Source organism: Enemella evansiae (genome assembly GCF_002250705.1).
GTDB classification, from domain to species: domain Bacteria; phylum Actinomycetota; class Actinomycetes; order Propionibacteriales; family Propionibacteriaceae; genus Enemella; species Enemella evansiae.
On sequence record NZ_NMVP01000023.1, the window covers coordinates 13984 to 30484 of the forward strand.

15 protein-coding genes are annotated in these 16501 nt (G+C 70.3%); 14 read left to right on the top strand and 1 reads right to left on the bottom strand.

Features of this window, described 5'->3' with window-relative positions; genetic code table 11:
* Window positions 1-101: 101 nt before the first annotated feature.
* Window positions 102-1031 carry a LysR family transcriptional regulator gene (locus BI335_RS12215; RefSeq protein WP_208109261.1) on the bottom strand — a complete coding sequence of 310 codons (930 nt, stop codon included), beginning with the start codon at window positions 1029-1031 and terminating at the stop codon, window positions 102-104.
* 30 nt (window positions 1032-1061) lie between these two features.
* On the opposite strand from BI335_RS12215, the gene BI335_RS12220 reads away from it, so the two are divergent.
* From BI335_RS12220 to BI335_RS12285, 14 genes are all read left to right on the top strand, one after another.
* Window positions 1062-1709 (top strand): LysE family transporter, encoded by a 648-nt coding sequence (locus BI335_RS12220; protein WP_094431253.1) that lies wholly within the window; start codon window positions 1062-1064, stop codon window positions 1707-1709.
* A gap of 15 nt (window positions 1710-1724) precedes the next feature.
* Complete coding sequence (locus BI335_RS12225; protein WP_094431504.1) at window positions 1725-2591, top strand: alpha/beta fold hydrolase; 867 nt, start codon at window positions 1725-1727, stop codon at window positions 2589-2591.
* A 42-nt stretch (window positions 2592-2633) separates the two neighbouring features.
* Complete coding sequence (locus tag BI335_RS12230; protein ID WP_094431255.1) at window positions 2634-3566, top strand: DUF5996 family protein; 933 nt, start codon at window positions 2634-2636, stop codon at window positions 3564-3566.
* On the top strand, window positions 3563-4039 hold the full coding sequence (locus BI335_RS12235) for a hypothetical protein (RefSeq protein WP_144009122.1): 477 nt from the start codon (window positions 3563-3565) through the stop codon (window positions 4037-4039). The genes BI335_RS12230 and BI335_RS12235 overlap by 4 nt, the downstream gene beginning before the upstream one ends.
* A gap of 363 nt (window positions 4040-4402) precedes the next feature.
* Window positions 4403-4495, top strand: a complete 93-nt coding sequence (gene kdpF / locus BI335_RS21130) for a K(+)-transporting ATPase subunit F (protein WP_208109258.1) — start codon at window positions 4403-4405, stop codon at window positions 4493-4495.
* Window positions 4495-6156: a potassium-transporting ATPase subunit KdpA gene (gene kdpA, locus BI335_RS12245; protein WP_094431260.1), complete on the top strand. Its 1662-nt coding sequence runs from the start codon at window positions 4495-4497 to the stop codon at window positions 6154-6156. Before kdpF ends, kdpA begins: the two co-directional genes overlap by 1 nt.
* Before the next feature lie 5 nt (window positions 6157-6161).
* The gene (gene kdpB, locus BI335_RS12250) at window positions 6162-8267 is read left to right on the top strand and encodes a potassium-transporting ATPase subunit KdpB (protein WP_179251281.1); all 2106 of its coding nucleotides are present in this window, start codon (window positions 6162-6164) and stop codon (window positions 8265-8267) included.
* 27 nt (window positions 8268-8294) lie between these two features.
* Complete coding sequence (kdpC, locus tag BI335_RS12255; RefSeq protein WP_094431262.1) at window positions 8295-8888, top strand: potassium-transporting ATPase subunit KdpC; 594 nt, start codon at window positions 8295-8297, stop codon at window positions 8886-8888.
* 16 nt (window positions 8889-8904) lie between these two features.
* Entirely contained in the window at window positions 8905-11478 is a 2574-nt protein-coding gene (locus tag BI335_RS12260) for a DUF4118 domain-containing protein (RefSeq protein ID WP_229119574.1), read from the top strand.
* On the top strand, window positions 11475-12170 hold the full coding sequence (locus BI335_RS12265) for a response regulator (protein WP_094431264.1): 696 nt from the start codon (window positions 11475-11477) through the stop codon (window positions 12168-12170). Before BI335_RS12260 ends, BI335_RS12265 begins: the two co-directional genes overlap by 4 nt.
* Before the next feature lie 149 nt (window positions 12171-12319).
* Window positions 12320-13066, top strand: a complete 747-nt coding sequence (locus BI335_RS12270; protein WP_094431266.1) for a PIN domain-containing protein — start codon at window positions 12320-12322, stop codon at window positions 13064-13066.
* Window positions 13067-13209: 143 nt separating this feature from the next.
* Entirely contained in the window at window positions 13210-14436 is a 1227-nt protein-coding gene (locus tag BI335_RS12275) for a PrsW family intramembrane metalloprotease (RefSeq protein ID WP_172421880.1), read from the top strand.
* A 136-nt stretch (window positions 14437-14572) separates the two neighbouring features.
* A complete protein-coding gene (locus tag BI335_RS12280) occupies window positions 14573-15823 on the top strand; it encodes a lipid II:glycine glycyltransferase FemX (RefSeq protein WP_172421883.1) in 1251 nt (416 codons plus the stop codon).
* The gene (locus BI335_RS12285) at window positions 15820-16380 is read left to right on the top strand and encodes a dienelactone hydrolase family protein (protein WP_094431272.1); all 561 of its coding nucleotides are present in this window, start codon (window positions 15820-15822) and stop codon (window positions 16378-16380) included. Before BI335_RS12280 ends, BI335_RS12285 begins: the two co-directional genes overlap by 4 nt.
* The last annotated feature ends 121 nt before the right edge of the window (window positions 16381-16501 follow it).

The window sequence follows — 16501 nt, forward strand, 5'->3', positions numbered from 1 at the left end:
ACCGCCGAGGATCACCCGGTCGGTCGCTGCCAAACCTAACGCCTCATCGGTAGCCGCTGGTAGCTACCCCGATGGTGTCGAGATGCTCGGAGGGCCTAGTTTCATGGGCGTTCCAGGCTTCTCGGGCGTTCGAGGCGTCGGGCCGCCGCTGCGAGTGCGGCGAGCCCCTGTTCGATCGTCGGCTGCCTGCTGGTGCCCCGCCGGACCTGCGCGACGATGGTTCGGCTCGGCCGCACCGATCCGCCGATCCGGAGCCGGCGCAGCTCGCCGTCGACCGGGGTGTGGCGCGGCAGCAGCGCGATCCCGTGACCGTGTGCGACCAGCGCCGCGACCGCCCGCCACTCGAGTGCGTCGTGCGCGAGCCGCGGAGTGAATCCCGCCGATGCGCAGGCCGCGCGGAGCACCAACTGCTGGTCGGCGGGATCACCGGCTGCGATCCAGGTCTCCTCGGCCAGCTCGGCGAGGGCCACCGCCGAACGCGTGGCGCAGCGATGGGACGCGGGCACGATCAGGTCCAGCGGTTCCTCGGCCAGCACCCGGCTCTCGACCACGTCGCTGCCGGCGCCGGGTTCCTGCGGCGCCGGGATCAGGACCGCGATGTCGATCCGGCCGGCGAGCAGCAGTCGGCTGCGGTCCTGGTGGGCGTCCTCGCGCAGTTCGAAGGTCATTCCCGGGTACGCCGCCGCGAGCCGGTCGACCGCGGGGAGCACGATCGAGGCCAGCCCGGTGGCGATCGAGGAGATCCGCAGGTGGCCGGCACTCCCGGACCGGTAGGCGTCGAGGTCACCCTCGGCGCGGGCCCAGCGGGCCGCGAGATCGTCGGCGTGCCGCAGCAGGGCGTGCGCAGCCGCGGTGAGGCGTACCCGGCGACCCTGGGGCTCCAGCAGGGTGAGCCGCAGATCGGCGGCAAGGTGTTGCAGTTGTTGGGAGACGGTCGACGGGGTGAGGTGCAGGGCGGCGGCGGTCGCGGTGACGGTGCCCTCGGACCGGAGCACGCGCAGGGTGTGCAGCCGCGGATCAACCATGTCCATCTGCCACACGGTACCGTTCGGAAACATTCGATGGACCCGAACGGTCTGACCGGTGACGCTGGTGTGGTGCTGGAGTCCTTTCTCACCGGCCTCTGGGTCGGCTACGGTCTCGCGATCCCGCTGGGTGGGGTCGCGGTGCTGATGATCGAACACACCGCCCGGACGTCGTTCGGCAACGGAGCGGCAGCGGCGGCCGGCGCGGTCACCGCGGACACCGGGTACGCCGTGGCGGCGACCCTGGGCGGGGCCGCGCTGGCCGCGGCTCTGCACCCCTGGGCGCCGGGACTGCGCGTCGTCGCGGCCGCCATCCTGCTGCTGATGGCGCTCCACATCGCGGTGCGGTCATTCCGGTCGGCCCCGGTCACCAACACCGGGCGGCAGCAGACCTCGCGGCGGCGGTCCTATCTGACCTATCTGTCGCTGACCGCGATGAACCCGTGGCCGGTGGTCTATTTCACCGCGGCCATGCTCGGCGCCACGGGCACCGTGACCGGCCCGGGCCAGATCGCGGCGCGGCTGCTGGGCATCGTGCTGGCGACCGCGAGCTGGCAACTGCTGCTGGCCGGCGCCGGCAGCACGCTGGGCCGGTTGCTGACCGGGCGCCGCGGCCGCCGGATCACCGGGACCGCCTCGGCCTGCCTGATCGCGGTGCTGGCGATCCGGATGGTCATCGGTTGACCTACCGTGATCACCATGCCCGCTCCCAGCCCATTGTCAGCGCTTCCCGCCCTGCCCGAGCCCGATCTTGTGCAGCTCGACGGGGTGCCGGTCGCCACCTATCGGCTCGAACCCGGCGCCGGCCCGGTGCCCGGCGAGCTGGTGATCTGCCACGGCACGCCCTGGTCGGCGCGGGTCTGGGCCGGGGTGGCCGCCGAGGCCGCCGCGGCGGGCTGGCGGGTGTTCCTGTGGGACATGCCGGGGTACGGGCGCTCGGTGATGAGCGCGGAGGTGCCGGTCGATCTGGCGGCACAGATGCGCCGACTGGCGGCCCTGCTGGAGCACTGGGGACTGGACCGGCCGCACCTGCTGGCCCATGACATCGGCGGTGCGGTGGCGCTCGGGGCGCATCTGCTGCACGACCGGGAGTACGCCGAGCTGCGGCTCTGGGACGTGGTCACGCTGGACCCGTGGGGGTCGCCCTTCTTCCGGCTGGTCGCCGAGCACGCCGCGGTCTTTGCCCAGCTTCCACCGAACCTGCATCGGGCGCTGGTGCGCGAATACATCGCCGGGGCGGCGCACCGGGAACTGCCCGAACCGGTGCTGGCCGGGCTGACCGAGCCCTGGCTCAGCGAGGCGGGCCGCCCGGCGTTCTATCGGCAGATCGCACAGCTCTCCCCCGAGCAGACCCGGCCACTGGTCGAGCGGCTCGGCGCGGTCCGCTGCCCGGTCGCCATCGGCTGGGGTGAGCGGGACCCGTGGATCCCGGTGGAGCAGGCTCATCGGCTGCGGGACGCCCTGCCCGGCGTACCCGAGCTGACGCTGCTGGCCGAGGCAGGCCACCTCGCGCCGCTGGAGGATCCGGACGGCGTCCGGCGGGCACTGACCACCGCGTACCACTAAGTTGGAGAGCGGATCGGCGTGCGATCCGCGAGGGGGTTCACCATGAGCAACGACTGGCCGGCACTCGAGGTCGACAGCTGGACCGACACCCGGGAGACGCTGCACATGTGGCTGCAGATCGTCGGGAAGATCGAGATGGTCTCCACGCCGTTGATCAACCACTGGTGGAACGTCACCTACACCGTCAGCCCCCGCGGCCTGCGGACCCGGTTGATGCATCAGGGCAGCCAGGGTTTCGACGCCGAGTTCGACTTCCTCGATCATCAACTGGTGTTGCGCTCCACCGCGGGGACCAGCGGGACGGTCGAGCTGAAGCCGCGCACGGTGGCCGACTTCTATGCCGCCACCATGGACGCGCTGCAGGCGCTGCAGCTCGAATGCGTCATCGTGCCCAGCCCGAACGAGGTGGCGCCGGCGGTCCCCTTCGCCGAGGACACCGAGCACAAGTCCTACGACCCGGATGCGGTGCACACCTGGTGGCGGCAACTGCTCGCGGCCAACCGGGTCTTCGAGGAATGGCGGGCCGGATTCGCCGGCAAGGACAGCCCGGTCCAGCTCTTCTGGGGCTCGATGGACCTGTCCTGCGTGCGCTACTCGGGCCGCGGCGCACCCAGGCACGAGGGCGCCGGGCCGCCGGCCTGCCCGCCGTGGGTGATGGCGGAGGCCGAGTCCCGCGAGAACGCCAGCGCCGGCTTCTGGTCCGGTGGCTCCGCGGAGGGCTCGTTCTACGCCTACACCTATCCGGTGCCCAAGGGGTACGCCGAGGGCAAAGTCAGTGTCGGCAGCTACGACGAGTCGATGGGCGAATGGATCCTGCCCTATGCCGAGGTGCGGCAGAGCCAGGATCCCGAACGGACTCTGCTCGCCTTCCTCAACGAGACGTACGCCCTGGCCGCCGATCTGGCGGATTGGGACCGGAAGCTGCTGGAGGTCGATCCGCACCGGCTGGATGCGGAGATCTACCGCCGCCGATGACTCAACTCGTGGTCGGGATCAACCCCGATGGCCAGCAGGCGTACCGCCGGTTCTGGACCGGTCCGATCGGTTCGGCATTGTTGCTCGTTCCCGGGTTGGTGATCGCTGTCGTCGGGGTGGTGCTGCTGGTCCGCGATCCGCGGGGCTGGTCGCTGTTCTTCGCCGCGGTGGTGATCTTCTCCGGTCTCTATGGCATGTACGCGGGATGGGACCACCGCCGCCGCAGCAAGGCCGCGCATTCCCAACCACCGTTGGCTTTCGCGATCGACGACGAGGGCGCGGTCTTCCCCCGCGGCAAGCAGTACGCCTGGGATGAGGTCCGCTTCGTGGTCACCGACGAGGCCGAACCGCGGCTGCTCTGCTCCCCCATCGGCCTGGCGTACAAGATCTCCCAGCTCGATACCGACCTGCCCACCATCGAACTAGCCATCGCCGAGTTCTCCGCCGGTACCGCCCAGCTCGAACACCTCTGACCCACGTTCATCGAATAGCTCGCGCAGCGAGCGTGTCGCGATGAACCCAAGCCCGCCCGAACTCTTTGGTCCGACGGCACAGTTCCGGAGCGAAACACCGTGCACTCTCCCTGACGAGATCGACCGGGCGTGGGGGTTCATCTCGACACGCGGCCATTGCTCCGCTTCGCTCCGCATGTCCGCTACTCGATGAACGTAAGGAGGGCGTCAAGGTCCGGCCGCGGGGCGCAAAGATTGCGTCAAAGCGGCGGACGCACGCGCCCCGCGGGCGTTCCATGGAGGCGTGCTGGATATCGCCTGCGTACTGATCCTGGTGGCCTTCTTCGCCGCCGTGTCCCTGCTCGCCCTGCGGGGGGCCACGCGATGATGCTGATCGAGAACCTGATCGCCCTGGTGCTCGCCGTCGGCCTGCTCGGCTACCTCGGCTACACCCTGCTGCGGCCGGAGAAGTTCTGATGGGCGCCACGACCGCCGGCCTGTTGCAGGCCGGCCTGCTGATCGGCCTGCTCGCCGCCTGCCACGTCCCGCTCGGCCGCCTGCTGCACGGCACCGCGACCGGTGAGAGGGACCTGCGCGCCGAGCGCGCCATCTACCGTGCCATCGGCGTCGACCCGAGGCGCGAACAGTCCTGGCGGCATTATCTCCTTGCGGTGCTGGCCTTCTCGCTGGCCGGCGTACTCGTCCTCTACGCCCTGCTGCGGCTGCAGCAGTTCCTGCCGCTCGGCCTGGGCCGTGCGGGATTCGACCCGACCGGCGCGTTCAACACCGCCATCTCCTTCGTCACGAACACCAACTGGCAGTGGTATTCCGGCGATTCCGCGGCCGGGCACCTGGTCCAGATGGCCGGCCTGGCGGTGCAGAACTTCGTCTCCGCCGCCACCGGTATCGCGGTCGCATTCGCCCTGGTCCGCGGCTTCGCCCGCACCCGGGCCGATGAGATCGGCAACTTCTGGGTCGACCTGACCCGGATCACGCTCCGGGTGCTGCTGCCGCTGGCGGTGCTGGTGACGCTGCTGTTCGTCGCCGGCGGCGCGATCCAGAACCTGGCCGCCCCGCACCTGGTCGACGCACTCGGTGGCGGCACCCAGACCATCCCCGGTGGCCCGGTCGCCTCCCAGGAGGCCATCAAGCAGCTCGGCACCAACGGTGGCGGTTTCTTCAACGCCAACGCCTCCCATCCCTTCGAGAATCCCAACCCGGCAACGAATCTGCTGTCGATGTGGGCGATGCTGGTGATCCCGTTCTCGCTGCCGTACGCCTTCGGCCGGATGGTCGGCGATCGCCGCCAGGGGTTGGCGATCGTCGGGGTGCAGGCCACGCTCTGGCTGACTTCGGTGGTCGTGATCACCGCCAGCGAGGTCACCGGCCGCGGCGCCGCCCCCGCCACCGCCGCTGCCGCGATGGAGGGCAAGGAGCAGCGCTTCGGCGAGTGGGCATCGGCCCTCTACGCCGCCTCCACCACCGGCACCTCGACCGGTGCGGTGAACTCGATGCACGACTCGTTCACCGCCGCCGGCGGCGGGATGGCGATGCTGAACATGATGCTCGGCGAGGTCTCCCCCGGTGGTGTCGGCACCGGCCTCTACGGCATCCTGATGCTCGCGGTGCTGACCGTGTTCATCGGCGGACTGATGGTCGGGCGTACCCCGGAATATCTCGGCAAGAAGATCGGCCAGCGCGAGATCACCCTGGTGGCACTGGCGATCCTGGCGATGCCGTTCGCGTTGCTGGTCGGTGCCTCGATCGCGATCTCCACCAGCTCCGGACTGGGCTCGCTGACCAACTCCGGTTCGCACGGCCTCTCGGAGATGCTCTACGGCTTCGCTTCGGCGGCCAACAACAACGGCTCCGCCTTCGCCGGCCTGTCCGCGGGTACGCCGCTGCTGAACATCGCACTGGGTCTGGCGATGCTGATCGGCCGATTCCTGCCGATCGCCTGCACCCTCGGCCTGGCCGGGGCGCTGGCCCGCCAGCAGAAGATCCCCGTCTCGGCCGGCACCCTGCCCACCCACGGCCCGCTGTTCGTCGGCATGGTGACCGCCGTCGTGCTGATCGTCGCCGGGCTCACCTTCTTCCCGGCCCTCTCCCTGGGCCCGATCGCGGAGGCCCTCTCGTGAACACCCTGACCCAGGAACCCGACACCGACCTGCAACCCCACACTCCCGAGCGCCCGGCCCCGGCCAAGCAGCAGGGCCGGCTCGGCCAGCAGATCCTGGCCGCGTTCCCGACCGCGTTGCGCCGCCTCACCCCGGCCCACCAGTGGCGCTCCCCGGTGATGTTCGTGGTCTGGGTCGGCTCGCTGCTGAGCACCGTGCTGGCGATCCTGCACCCCTCGGTGTTCGCGATCGCGCTGGTGATCTGGCTGTGGGCGACGATCGTCTTCGCCAACCTGGCCGAGGCCGTCGCCGAGGGCCGCGGCAAGGCCCAGGCCGCCAGCCTGCGCGCCGCGCGTACCGAGACGATGGCCCGCCGGATCACCGACGGCTTCGAGACCGAGGTGCCCGGCACCGACCTGGTCCGCGGGGACACCGTCGTGGTCGAGGCCGGCCAGATCATCCCCGGTGACGGCGACGTCGTCGAGGGCGTGGCCAGCGTCGACGAGTCCGCGATCACCGGCGAATCGGCCCCGGTGATCCGGGAGGCCGGTGGTGACCGGAGCGCGGTCACCGGCGGTACCACGGTGCTGTCGGACCGGATCGTGGTCCGGATCACCCAGCAACCCGGCCAGTCCTTCCTGGACCGGATGATCTCGCTGGTCGAGGGCGCGGCCCGGCAGAAGACGCCGAACGAGATCTCGCTGAACATCCTGCTGTCGGCGCTGACGATCATCTTCCTGCTGGCCGTGGTCACCCTGCAGCCGTTGGCGATCTATTCCGAGGCGCAGGTGCAGGTGATCGTGCTGGTCGCGCTGCTGGTCTGCCTGATCCCGACCACCATCGGTGCGCTGCTGTCCGCGATCGGGATCGCCGGCATGGACCGGCTGGTGCAGCGCAATGTGCTGGCGATGTCCGGGCGCGCCGTGGAGGCCGCCGGTGATGTCTCGGTGCTGCTGCTGGACAAGACCGGCACCATCACCCACGGCAACCGCCGCGCCGTCGACTTCCACCCGGTCGACGGCCAGGGCCGCGAGGTGCTCGCCAAGGCCGCGCTGCTCTCCTCGCTGGCCGACGAGACCCCCGAGGGCCGCTCGATCGTCACCCTGGCCACCGAGCAGTATTCGGCGCTGACCCGCCACGTCGAGGCCGGCAACGACCCGGACACCGAGGTGCTGCCGTTCTCCGCCGAGACGCGGATGAGCGGTGTCGATCTCGCCCCCGCTGCGGATTCGGTGGGTCAGCGGATCCGCAAGGGCGCCGCCGGTGCCTGCCTGACCTGGACCCGCGAACAGGGCGGCCACTCCTCCGACGAGGTGGAACAGATCGTCGAGGAGGTGTCGGCCCGCGGCGCCACCCCGTTGGTGGTCGCCCAGCACGACAGCCACCGTGGCGCCCGGGTGCTGGGGGTGATCGAGCTCGCCGATGTGGTCAAGGACGGCATCGCCGAACGCTTCGATTCCCTGCGTGCGATGGGAATCCGGACGGTGATGATCACCGGTGACAATGCCACCACCGCCCGCGCGATCGCCGAAGAGGCCGGCGTGGACGACTTCCTCGCCGAGGCGAAACCGGAGGACAAGGTCGCGCTGATCACCCGCGAGCAGGCCGGCGGTGCGCTGGTCGCGATGGCCGGGGACGGCACCAACGACGCCCCGGCCCTGGCCCGCGCCGATGTCGGGGTGGCGATGAACACCGGCACCTCGGCGGCCAAGGAGGCCGGCAACATGGTCGACCTGGATTCCGATCCGACCAAGCTGATCGAGGTCGTCGAGATCGGCAAGCAGTTGCTGATGACCCGCGGTGCGCTGACCACCTTCTCGATCGCCAACGATGTGGCGAAGTATTTCGCGATCATCCCCGCGCTGTTCGTCGGCACCTTCCCCGGCCTGCAGGCGATCAACCTGATGCGGCTGCACTCACCGAACTCGGCGATCCTCTCGGCGGTGATCTTCAACGCACTGGTGATCGTGGCGCTGATCCCGCTCGCCCTGCGCGGGGTCGCACACCGGCCGATGTCGGCGGCGAAGCTGCTGCAGCGCAACCTGTTCGTCTTCGGGCTGGGCGGGCTGGTGGCACCGTTCGTCGGCATCAAGCTGATCGATCTGCTGGTCCAGTTCCTGCCCGGTATGTGACCGATTCCCTTAGAAACAAGGAAAAAAATGTCCCAGATGATTCGCCAACTGCTCCCCGGGCTGCGCGCGGTGCTCGTCTTCACCGTGCTGCTCGGCCTGGCGTACCCGCTGCTGATGACCGGTATCGCCCAGCTGGCCTTCCCCCACCAGGCCAACGGGTCGCTGCAGACCGTCGACGGCCGCTCGGTCTCCACCGTCCTCGGCCAGCAGTTCACCGGTGCCGAATGGCTGCAGCCGCGGCCCAGCGAGGCCAAGGATGCCGAGAACGAGAACGACCCGGGTTACAACGGCCTGTACTCCGCCGGCAGCAACCTCGGCCCGAACAGCGAGGAGTTGGTCACCGGCATCGACCAACGCCGCGCCGATATCGCCCGCGCCAACGGCGTACCCCCCGACCACGTGCCCGCCGACGCGGTCACCGCCTCCTCCTCCGGACTGGACCCCGACATCTCCCCTGCGTACGCCGAGCTGCAGGTGAACCGGATCGCGACCGCCCGCGGCGTACCCGCCGCCACCGTGCGCAACGCGATCGCCGAGGGCAGCCGCGCGCCGATGCTCGGCTTCCTCGGCCAGCCGCGGGTGAACGTCTCCGAGGTCAATCTCGCGCTGGCGCGCGGGTGAGCGCCACACTGGTCGCGTGAGCACCACCCCGGATCGCAGCACCCCCGCTCGCCCCGTCCCCCGCCGCGGCGAGCTGCGGGTGCTGCTCGGCGCCGCACCCGGAGTCGGCAAGACCTACGCGATGCTGAACGAGGGCCGCCGCCGCGCCCGCCGCGGCACCGATGTGGTCGTCGGCGTGGTGCAGACCCATGGCCGCCCGCAGACCGCCGCCCAGCTCGAGGGGTTGGAGGTGATCCCGCCACGCACCCTCATCCATCGCGGCGCCGGGTTCACCGAGATGGATCTGGACGCGGTGCTGGCCCGGCGCCCGCAGGTCGCGCTGGTCGACGAGCTCGCACACACCAATGTCCCCGGCAGCCGCAACGAGCGGCGCTGTGCCGACATCGCCGAGCTGCTCGATGCCGGGATCGATGTGATCACCACCGTCAACGTGCAGCACCTGGAATCGTTGAACGACGTGGTCGCGCAGATCACCGGGGTCCGGCAGCGGGAGACCGTGCCCGATGCGGTGGTCCGCGCCGCCGGCCAGATCGAGCTGGTGGACATGGCCCCGGAGGCGCTGCGGCGGCGGATGGCGCACGGCAACGTCTACGCCCCGGAGAAGGTCGACCAGGCGCTGCGCAACTACTTCCGGCCCGGCAACCTGGCCGCGCTGCGCGAGCTGGCGCTGCTCTGGCTCGCCGACCGGGTGGACGCCGGGTTGGCCGCCTATCGCCGGCACCACGCCATCGACTCGCCCTGGGCGACCCGGGAGCGGGTGCTGGTCGCGCTCTCCGGCGGCCCCGAGGGTGCGGTCCTGCTGCGCCGCGGCGCCCGGATCGCCAGCCGCGGCGTCGGCGGCGAGCTGGTCGCGGTCTATGTGGCCCGCTCCGACGGGCTCGTGGACCGCGACCAGTCGGCGCTGGCCGCCCAGCAACGGCTGGCCGAGGACCTGTCCGGCAGTTTCCAGACCGTCACCGGTGAGGACCCGGCCGAGGCGGTGCTCGAACACGCCCGCTCGGTCAACGCCACCCAGATCGTCGTCGGGCAGACCCGCCGCCGGCCCTGGCAGCGGCTCTTCGGCACTCCGGTCAGCCAGCGGATCATCGAGGGCTCCGGCGACATCGACGTGCACATCGTCAGCCACGACTGGGTCGGCCGTGGCAATCGGTGGGTACGCCCCAGTCCGCTGTCCGGGGCACGCCGGGCGACCGGGATGGTGCTGGCCCTGCTGCTGCCGGCGCTGCTCACCGTCCTGCTGTCGCTGTTCCCGCACGAGCAGATCGGCCAGCTGTCGCTGCTGGCATTCCTGGCCAGCACGGTGGTGGTGGCGTTGGTCGGCGGGCTGCTGGCGGCGGTGCTCACCGCGATCCTGTCCTCGCTGCTGGCGAACTGGTTCTTCACCCCACCGGTGCACACCTTCACCATCGCCGACCCCGACAACATCGCCGCCCTGGTGATCTTCGTGCTGGTCGGGGTCGCGGTGGCCACCGTGGTGGACCGGGCCGCCGCTCGTACCCGGCGGGGTGCCGAGGCCCGCGCCGAGGCCGACACGCTGCTCTGGCTGACCTCGCAGACCCTCGGCGAGCAGCTCACCGTCCGCGATGTGCTGGACCAGGTGGCCAGCACCTTCCGGTTGTCCGGGGTGCAGCTGCGCAGCCGGGAGCACGGCAACGCGCCCTGGCGGGTGGTGGAGCAGTCCGGGACCGCCCCGGGTGATCCGGATTCGGTGCTGGCTCTCGGGGAGGACCGGGAGCTCGCCGTGCACGGGCGGACGCTCAGCGTCGCCGACCAGCGCGTACTGGCCGCCTTCGGCGTACAGGTGCTGAACGAACTGGAACGCGCCGGGCTCGCCGAACAGGCCGCCGAGGCCGGTGAGCTCGCCGACCGGAACGCCTTCCAGACCGCCCTGCTGGCGGCGGTCTCCCACGATCTGCGGACCCCGCTGGCGGCGATCAAGGCATCCTCGTCCTCGCTGCTCGCCGGGGATGTCGAGCTGGCCGCCGAGGACCGCGCCACCCTGCTGCAGATGGTCGACGACAACGCCGATCGGCTCGGCCGGCTGATCGGCAACCTGCTCGACATGACCCGGTTGCAGACCGGCACGATGGCGGTCCAGCAGCGGGCGGTGCTGCTCGATGAGGTGGTCCGGCCGGTGCTGCTGCCGGTCCCGCGGGAGCGGGTGCAACTGACCCAGGAGCCCGGGTTGCCGCTGCTGCACACCGATCCCGGGCTGGCCGAGCGGATGGTGGCGAATCTGGTCGACAACGCGCTGCGGCATCAGCCCGCGGATCGACCGGTACGCCTCAGCGCCGGCCTGGTCGGCGGTGGCGCGGCGGACGAGCCGGAGCGGGTGGAGCTGCGGGTCAGCGACAACGGCCCCGGGGTACCGGCGGGGCGACGGGAGCAGATGTTCCAGCCCTTCCAGCGGCTCGGCGACGCCCCGGCCGGTCAGGGGCTCGGCCTGGGGCTGGCCGTGGTGACCGGGTTCGCGCGGGCGGTCGGGGCCGGGCTGGAGGCCGAGGACACCCCTGGCGGTGGGTTGACCATGGTGCTCAGCTTCCCGGTGGCCGGCTCGGTCGCAGGTTCGGTGGCAGGCTCGGACGCATGAGCGAACGCCCCACCATCCTGGTCGTCGACGACGAACCGAGCCTGGTCAAGGCGATGGAGATCAACCTGCGTGCCCGCGGGTTCACGGTGCTCACCGCCGGCGGCGCGAAAGCGGCGCTGGAGGCGGTCACCGAGCACCAGGTGGATCTGGTGCTGCTCGATCTCGGGCTGCCCGACGGCGACGGGCTGGAGGTGATCGCGGGGATCCGCGGCTGGTCGGCGGTACCGATCCTGGTGCTCTCGGCCCGGCACACCAGCGACGACAAGGTGGAGGCGCTGGACGCCGGCGCCGACGACTATGTGACCAAGCCGTTCGCGATGAACGAGCTGCTGGCCCGGATCCGGGCCGGGCTGCGCCGCGGTGGTGGCGGTGATGATGCGGTCCGCGCGGTGACCGCCGGGCCGATCCGGATCGATCTGGCCCGCACCGTGGTCACCGTGGACGGTGCGGAGGTGAAGCTCACCCCGACCGAGTGGCGGATCCTGGAGCTGCTGGCCCGCAACGCCGGCGCGCTGGTCGCCCAGTCGCAGATCCTCGCCGAGGTCTGGGGGCCGGGATACGAGCACGAGACCCAGTACCTGCGCGTCTATCTGGCCACCCTGCGCCGCAAGCTCGAACCCGACCCCAGCCACCCGGCGTACCTGATCACCGAACCCGGTCACGGCTACCGCCTGCTCGGTCAACCCGGCTGACCCCACGTCGGCTGAGCGAGCGTCAGCGAGTCGAAGCCCCGTCTCCGGCCTTCGACTCATCGAGATGACCACCTGAGCCGAGTGTCAGCCCATCCCGCTACGTTCGCCACACGGTCCACCCTGGCGACCGGGGTTGAAAGCGAGCATCCATGCGTGTCGGGGTCTATGTCGACGGGTTCAATCTCTACTACGGCGGCAAACATCTGGTTGGCGGCGGCGGACACCCCGGCTGGCGTTGGCTGGACCTGCGCGGCCTGGCCGCCGGGATCATCGCCGCCAACTCGGGCTGGCAACCCGCAAGCTCATTGAGGGTCGTCTATTGCACCGCTCGGATTCGCGCCGATGCGAGCAACCCCGGCGCCGCCGGACCCCGCGAACAAGAGATCTACCTACGTGCCCTGGTGGCCTCGGGTTCTGTGGATGAGATACCCTTCGGCAGCTACGTGTCCCGGGTCGCGACCGCGCCCCTGGCCACGGCGAACAAGCGCAGGCGACCGATACTCACCCACGCAGGCTGGCCGGTGATGATCAAGGATGCGACCACCTCGGCCGAGGTCCCGGATGCGACCTTCATGGTCTCCGTCGCGCGCCGGGAAGAGAAGGGCAGCGACGTCAACGTCGCATCACACCTCCTGCTTGATGTCCTCCAGCAGAACGTCGATGCGGCGATCGTCATCAGCAACGACAGTGACCTCGAATTCCCGGTCCGCGAGTCCCGGCGGCGAGTGCCGATCGGCACGATCAACCCCACGAAGGGTTACCCGGCGGGGGCGCTCACCGGTGCGCCGACCGATGGGGTGGGTGGTCATTGGTGGTACCAGCTGACGCCAGCCGACCTCTACGGATCCCAACTGCCCGCGTCGGTGGGCGGCCTGCACAAGCCGGCACCATGGTAACCAGCAGGCGACATGAATAAACCCGTCCCACGAAGGAGACGGGCGGTATGAATTCATTATTGCTCACCGCGCCGACAGTCACAACAGCAATGCAGTTCGCAATTGCGAATACTTGACCCCGATCCGGCCCTACGATGTTGCCCATGACCCAGCCCATGCCGTATCAGCAGCCCGGACAGTTCGGGCCCGGACCGTATCCGCCGCCGATGCCGCGGACCAGGCCCGTCCTGCGCAAGAAGCAGGTGCTGGCGCTGCCGATCATCACCATCATCCTGGGTTCGCTGGTGATGGGATTCTTCGTGCTGGCCACGGTGATGGGCAACAAGGGCATCGCGGTGCTCGCGATCGTGCTGAGCGCGACCCTGTCCAGCATCGGCATCCTGCTGCTGCTCTGGCTGGACCGCTGGGAACCCGAACCACCGCACCTGCTGGTGGCGGCATTCTTCTGGGGCGGTGGGGTGTCCCTGGTGCTGGTGCTCATCCTGAGCGCCTTCGTCGAACCCCTCGGCAGCGGCGACTTCTTCAGCGCCGTGATCGCCGCCCCGCTCACCGAGGAGACCTCCAAGGGCCTCTTCCTGGTGCTGATCCTGCTCGCCAGCCGCCGCGGCCGGGCCGAGTTCAACAGCCTCACCGATGCCCTGGTGTACGCCGGCTTCATCGGCATCGGCTTCTCCTTCGTCGAGGACATGATGTACATCGCCGGGCAGAACAGCGTCGGCGAGGCGCTGACGCTGGCCGGGATCCGGCTCGGGCTGGGCGCGTTCTCACACTCGATCTACGTCTCGATGACCGCGATCGGGCTGTGGAAGGGGATGAACTCCTCCGGGGCGATGCGCGTCATCTGGCCGTTCCTCGGCTGGTGCGGGGCGGTCGCGCTGCACGCCATCCACAACGGCTCCACCTTCTTCGGCACCGGCGCCTACTTCCTGGCCCTGGTGTTCGTCGCCTTCCCCGCGCTGGTCTTCCTGATCGTGATCGGCGTACGCTCCAGCCGCCGCGAGGGCAAGGTGGTCCGCCAGCAGCTGCCGGCGATGGTGCACGCCGGCTGGATCACCCCCACCGAGGCCGGCTGGCTCGGCAACCTCCGCGGCCGCAAGGAGCAGCTGCGCAGCGCCAACGCCCAGGGCCCGGAGGAGAAACAGCGGCTGCGGGCCTTCCGGGACAACGTCACCGAGCTCGCCTTCGTCCGCGACCGGCTCGATGAGCAGCAGCGGCGCCGCCAGCCGCTCAGCCCGGAACTGCTCGCCCAGCACGACGACCTGGTGACCCTGATCCGGAACAGCCAGCAGTGGGTGCAGCAGCGCCTCGAACCGCACGCCGGCGGCTGGCAGACCATGCAGGGCCAACCGGGCACGGTGTATGGCCGCTGATGTCGGCCTGATTGTCGGCTCGCGCGCGGCGCGCCATCACCCCGCTCTTCGGCCCAGTCGCAGGGACGCGCCGCTTGACGCTCGCCTCCCGACGCGATCCTCACCCACACAATCCGCAACCTGTACATTCGGGGCCGTGACGATCCAGGTACGGACCATCCCGGCGAGCAAGCATCTCGAGTTCATCGACTCCCGCCCCTCCGCCAGCTTCCTGCAGACCCCGGCGTGGGCGAAGGTGAAGTCGGAGTGGGGTTCGGAATCACTGGGCTTCTTCGATGGCGAGAACCGGCTGGTCGGGGTGGCGCTGGTGCTCTACCGGCAGGTGCCGAAGCTGCAGCGCTACCTGGCGTACCTCCCCGAAGGCCCGGTGCTGGACTGGGAGACCGCCGACCTGGCGGAGCTGCTGCCGGCGCTCGTGCGGCACTGCCGCAATCAGGGCGCCTTCGGCGTACGCATCGGACCGACGGTCGTGGCCCGCGCCTGGAATGCCGACACCATCAAGGCCGCGATCGCCGACCCCGAGATCCGCACGCTCAGCGAGGCCACCCCGGACGAGACCAGCCTGACCGCGACCCGGGTGCACAACGAGCTGCGGCATCTGGGTTGGCTGCCGCCGAAGCCGGAGAGCGCCGGGTTCGCCGCCGGGCAGCCGCGGTTCAACTTCTGGCTGCCGCTGGCGCAGGCCGACGGTACGCCGAAGACCGCCGACGAGCTGTTGAAGGGGATGAACCAGCTCTGGCGGCGCAACATCAAGAAGGCCGAGAAGGCGGGGGTGCAGGTACGCCGCGGCGGTCGCGAGGATCTGGCCCGGTTCCATCGGATCTACACCGAGACCGCCGAACGCGATCACTTCACTCCGCGGCCGCTGAGCTACTTCGAGACGATGTGGGACGCGCTCGGCGCCGAGGGTGACCGGATCCGGCTCTACCTGGCCGAGCACGAGGGTGATCTGGTCGCCGCGACCACCTGGGTCCGCGTCGGTCGGCACGCCTGGTACTCCTACGGCGCCTCCACCTCGCACAAGCGGGAGGTCCGCGGATCGAACGCGATCCAGTGGCGGATGATCACCGACGCGCTCGATGCCGGCGCGACGATCTACGACCTGCGCGGCATCACCGAGGGTCTGGAGACCGACGACCCGCACCTGGGGCTGATCCAGTTCAAGGTCGGTACCGGGGGCCGCGCCGTCGAATATCTCGGCGAATGGGATCTGCCGATCAACAAGCCGCTCTACCGGGCTTTCGACGCCTATGTGAACCGCGGCGCGCTGCTGGGGCTGGGCAAGAGCCTGGTCCGCAACCCCGGCCGGATCGTCGGCGCCGTCGGCCGCCTCGGCGGCCGGCAGGTGAACGCGCTGCGCCGACTCGCCAAGGACGCCCGCCGATGAGCACCGGGCGCGCGCTGCTGCTGCACTCGGCGTACGGGCTGACCGAAGGCATGCGGGGGCTCGCCGCCGGGCTGCGGGAGCGCGGCCTCGAGGTCACCCTCCCCGATTTCTATGACGGCCGGACCTTCCACGACGCCGCGGACGGGCTCGTCTACCGCGACGAGATCGGTTACTGGGAGCTGTTCGCGCGGCTGCCGGAGTTCGACGTCGACGGTGCCCTGGTGATGGGCTGCTCGCTCGGCGCGAGCTTCACCCAGCACATCGCCGCCCGCAATCCGGGGGTACGCCTGGCGGCGCAGATCGGCCGGGTGAACCCGAACCTCCCGGACAAGGTGTGGCCCGGGGTGGCCGTCCAGGTCCATCAGCTCGCGGGCGACCCGTGGGTCGCCGACGCCGACGCGGTGGCGTACGGGGAAATGGTCGAAGCCTCCGGCGCGCGGTACGAGCGGTTCGTCGCGCCCGGGGAGGGCCACCTGTTCACCGAGGTGGACCAGCCCGAGTACGACGCCGAGCTCACCCGGCTCACCCTGGACCGGATCGTCGCCGGCCTGCGCTGACCGCTGACCGCGCTGACCCCTGACCGCGCTGACCCAGCCGCGATCCAGCGAATCCTGGGTGCATCTCCCTATCCCTGGAGGGCAAGGGGGATGCAGTTTGGGTTCGCTGGATCGCCGGAGG

What these genes read in the sequence shown, in the direction of transcription:
- BI335_RS12220 (WP_094431253.1), top strand. Translation starts at nt 1,062, where the DNA reads ATGGACCCGAACGGTCTGACCGGTGACGCTGGTGTGGTGCTGGAGTCC.
- kdpA (WP_094431260.1), top strand. Translation starts at nt 4,495, where the DNA reads ATGGGCGCCACGACCGCCGGCCTGTTGCAGGCCGGCCTGCTGATCGGC.
- BI335_RS12225 (WP_094431504.1), top strand. Translation starts at nt 1,725, where the DNA reads ATGCCCGCTCCCAGCCCATTGTCAGCGCTTCCCGCCCTGCCCGAGCCC.
- BI335_RS12275 (WP_172421880.1), top strand. Translation starts at nt 13,210, where the DNA reads ATGACCCAGCCCATGCCGTATCAGCAGCCCGGACAGTTCGGGCCCGGA.
- BI335_RS12285 (WP_094431272.1), top strand. Translation starts at nt 15,820, where the DNA reads ATGAGCACCGGGCGCGCGCTGCTGCTGCACTCGGCGTACGGGCTGACC.
- BI335_RS12230 (WP_094431255.1), top strand. Translation starts at nt 2,634, where the DNA reads ATGAGCAACGACTGGCCGGCACTCGAGGTCGACAGCTGGACCGACACC.
- kdpC (WP_094431262.1), top strand. Translation starts at nt 8,295, where the DNA reads ATGTCCCAGATGATTCGCCAACTGCTCCCCGGGCTGCGCGCGGTGCTC.
- BI335_RS12265 (WP_094431264.1), top strand. Translation starts at nt 11,475, where the DNA reads ATGAGCGAACGCCCCACCATCCTGGTCGTCGACGACGAACCGAGCCTG.
- BI335_RS12235 (WP_144009122.1), top strand. Translation starts at nt 3,563, where the DNA reads ATGACTCAACTCGTGGTCGGGATCAACCCCGATGGCCAGCAGGCGTAC.
- BI335_RS12270 (WP_094431266.1), top strand. Translation starts at nt 12,320, where the DNA reads ATGCGTGTCGGGGTCTATGTCGACGGGTTCAATCTCTACTACGGCGGC.
- BI335_RS12215 (WP_208109261.1), bottom strand. Translation starts at nt 1,031, where the DNA reads ATGGACATGGTTGATCCGCGGCTGCACACCCTGCGCGTGCTCCGGTCC.
- kdpF (WP_208109258.1), top strand. Translation starts at nt 4,403, where the DNA reads ATGATGCTGATCGAGAACCTGATCGCCCTGGTGCTCGCCGTCGGCCTG.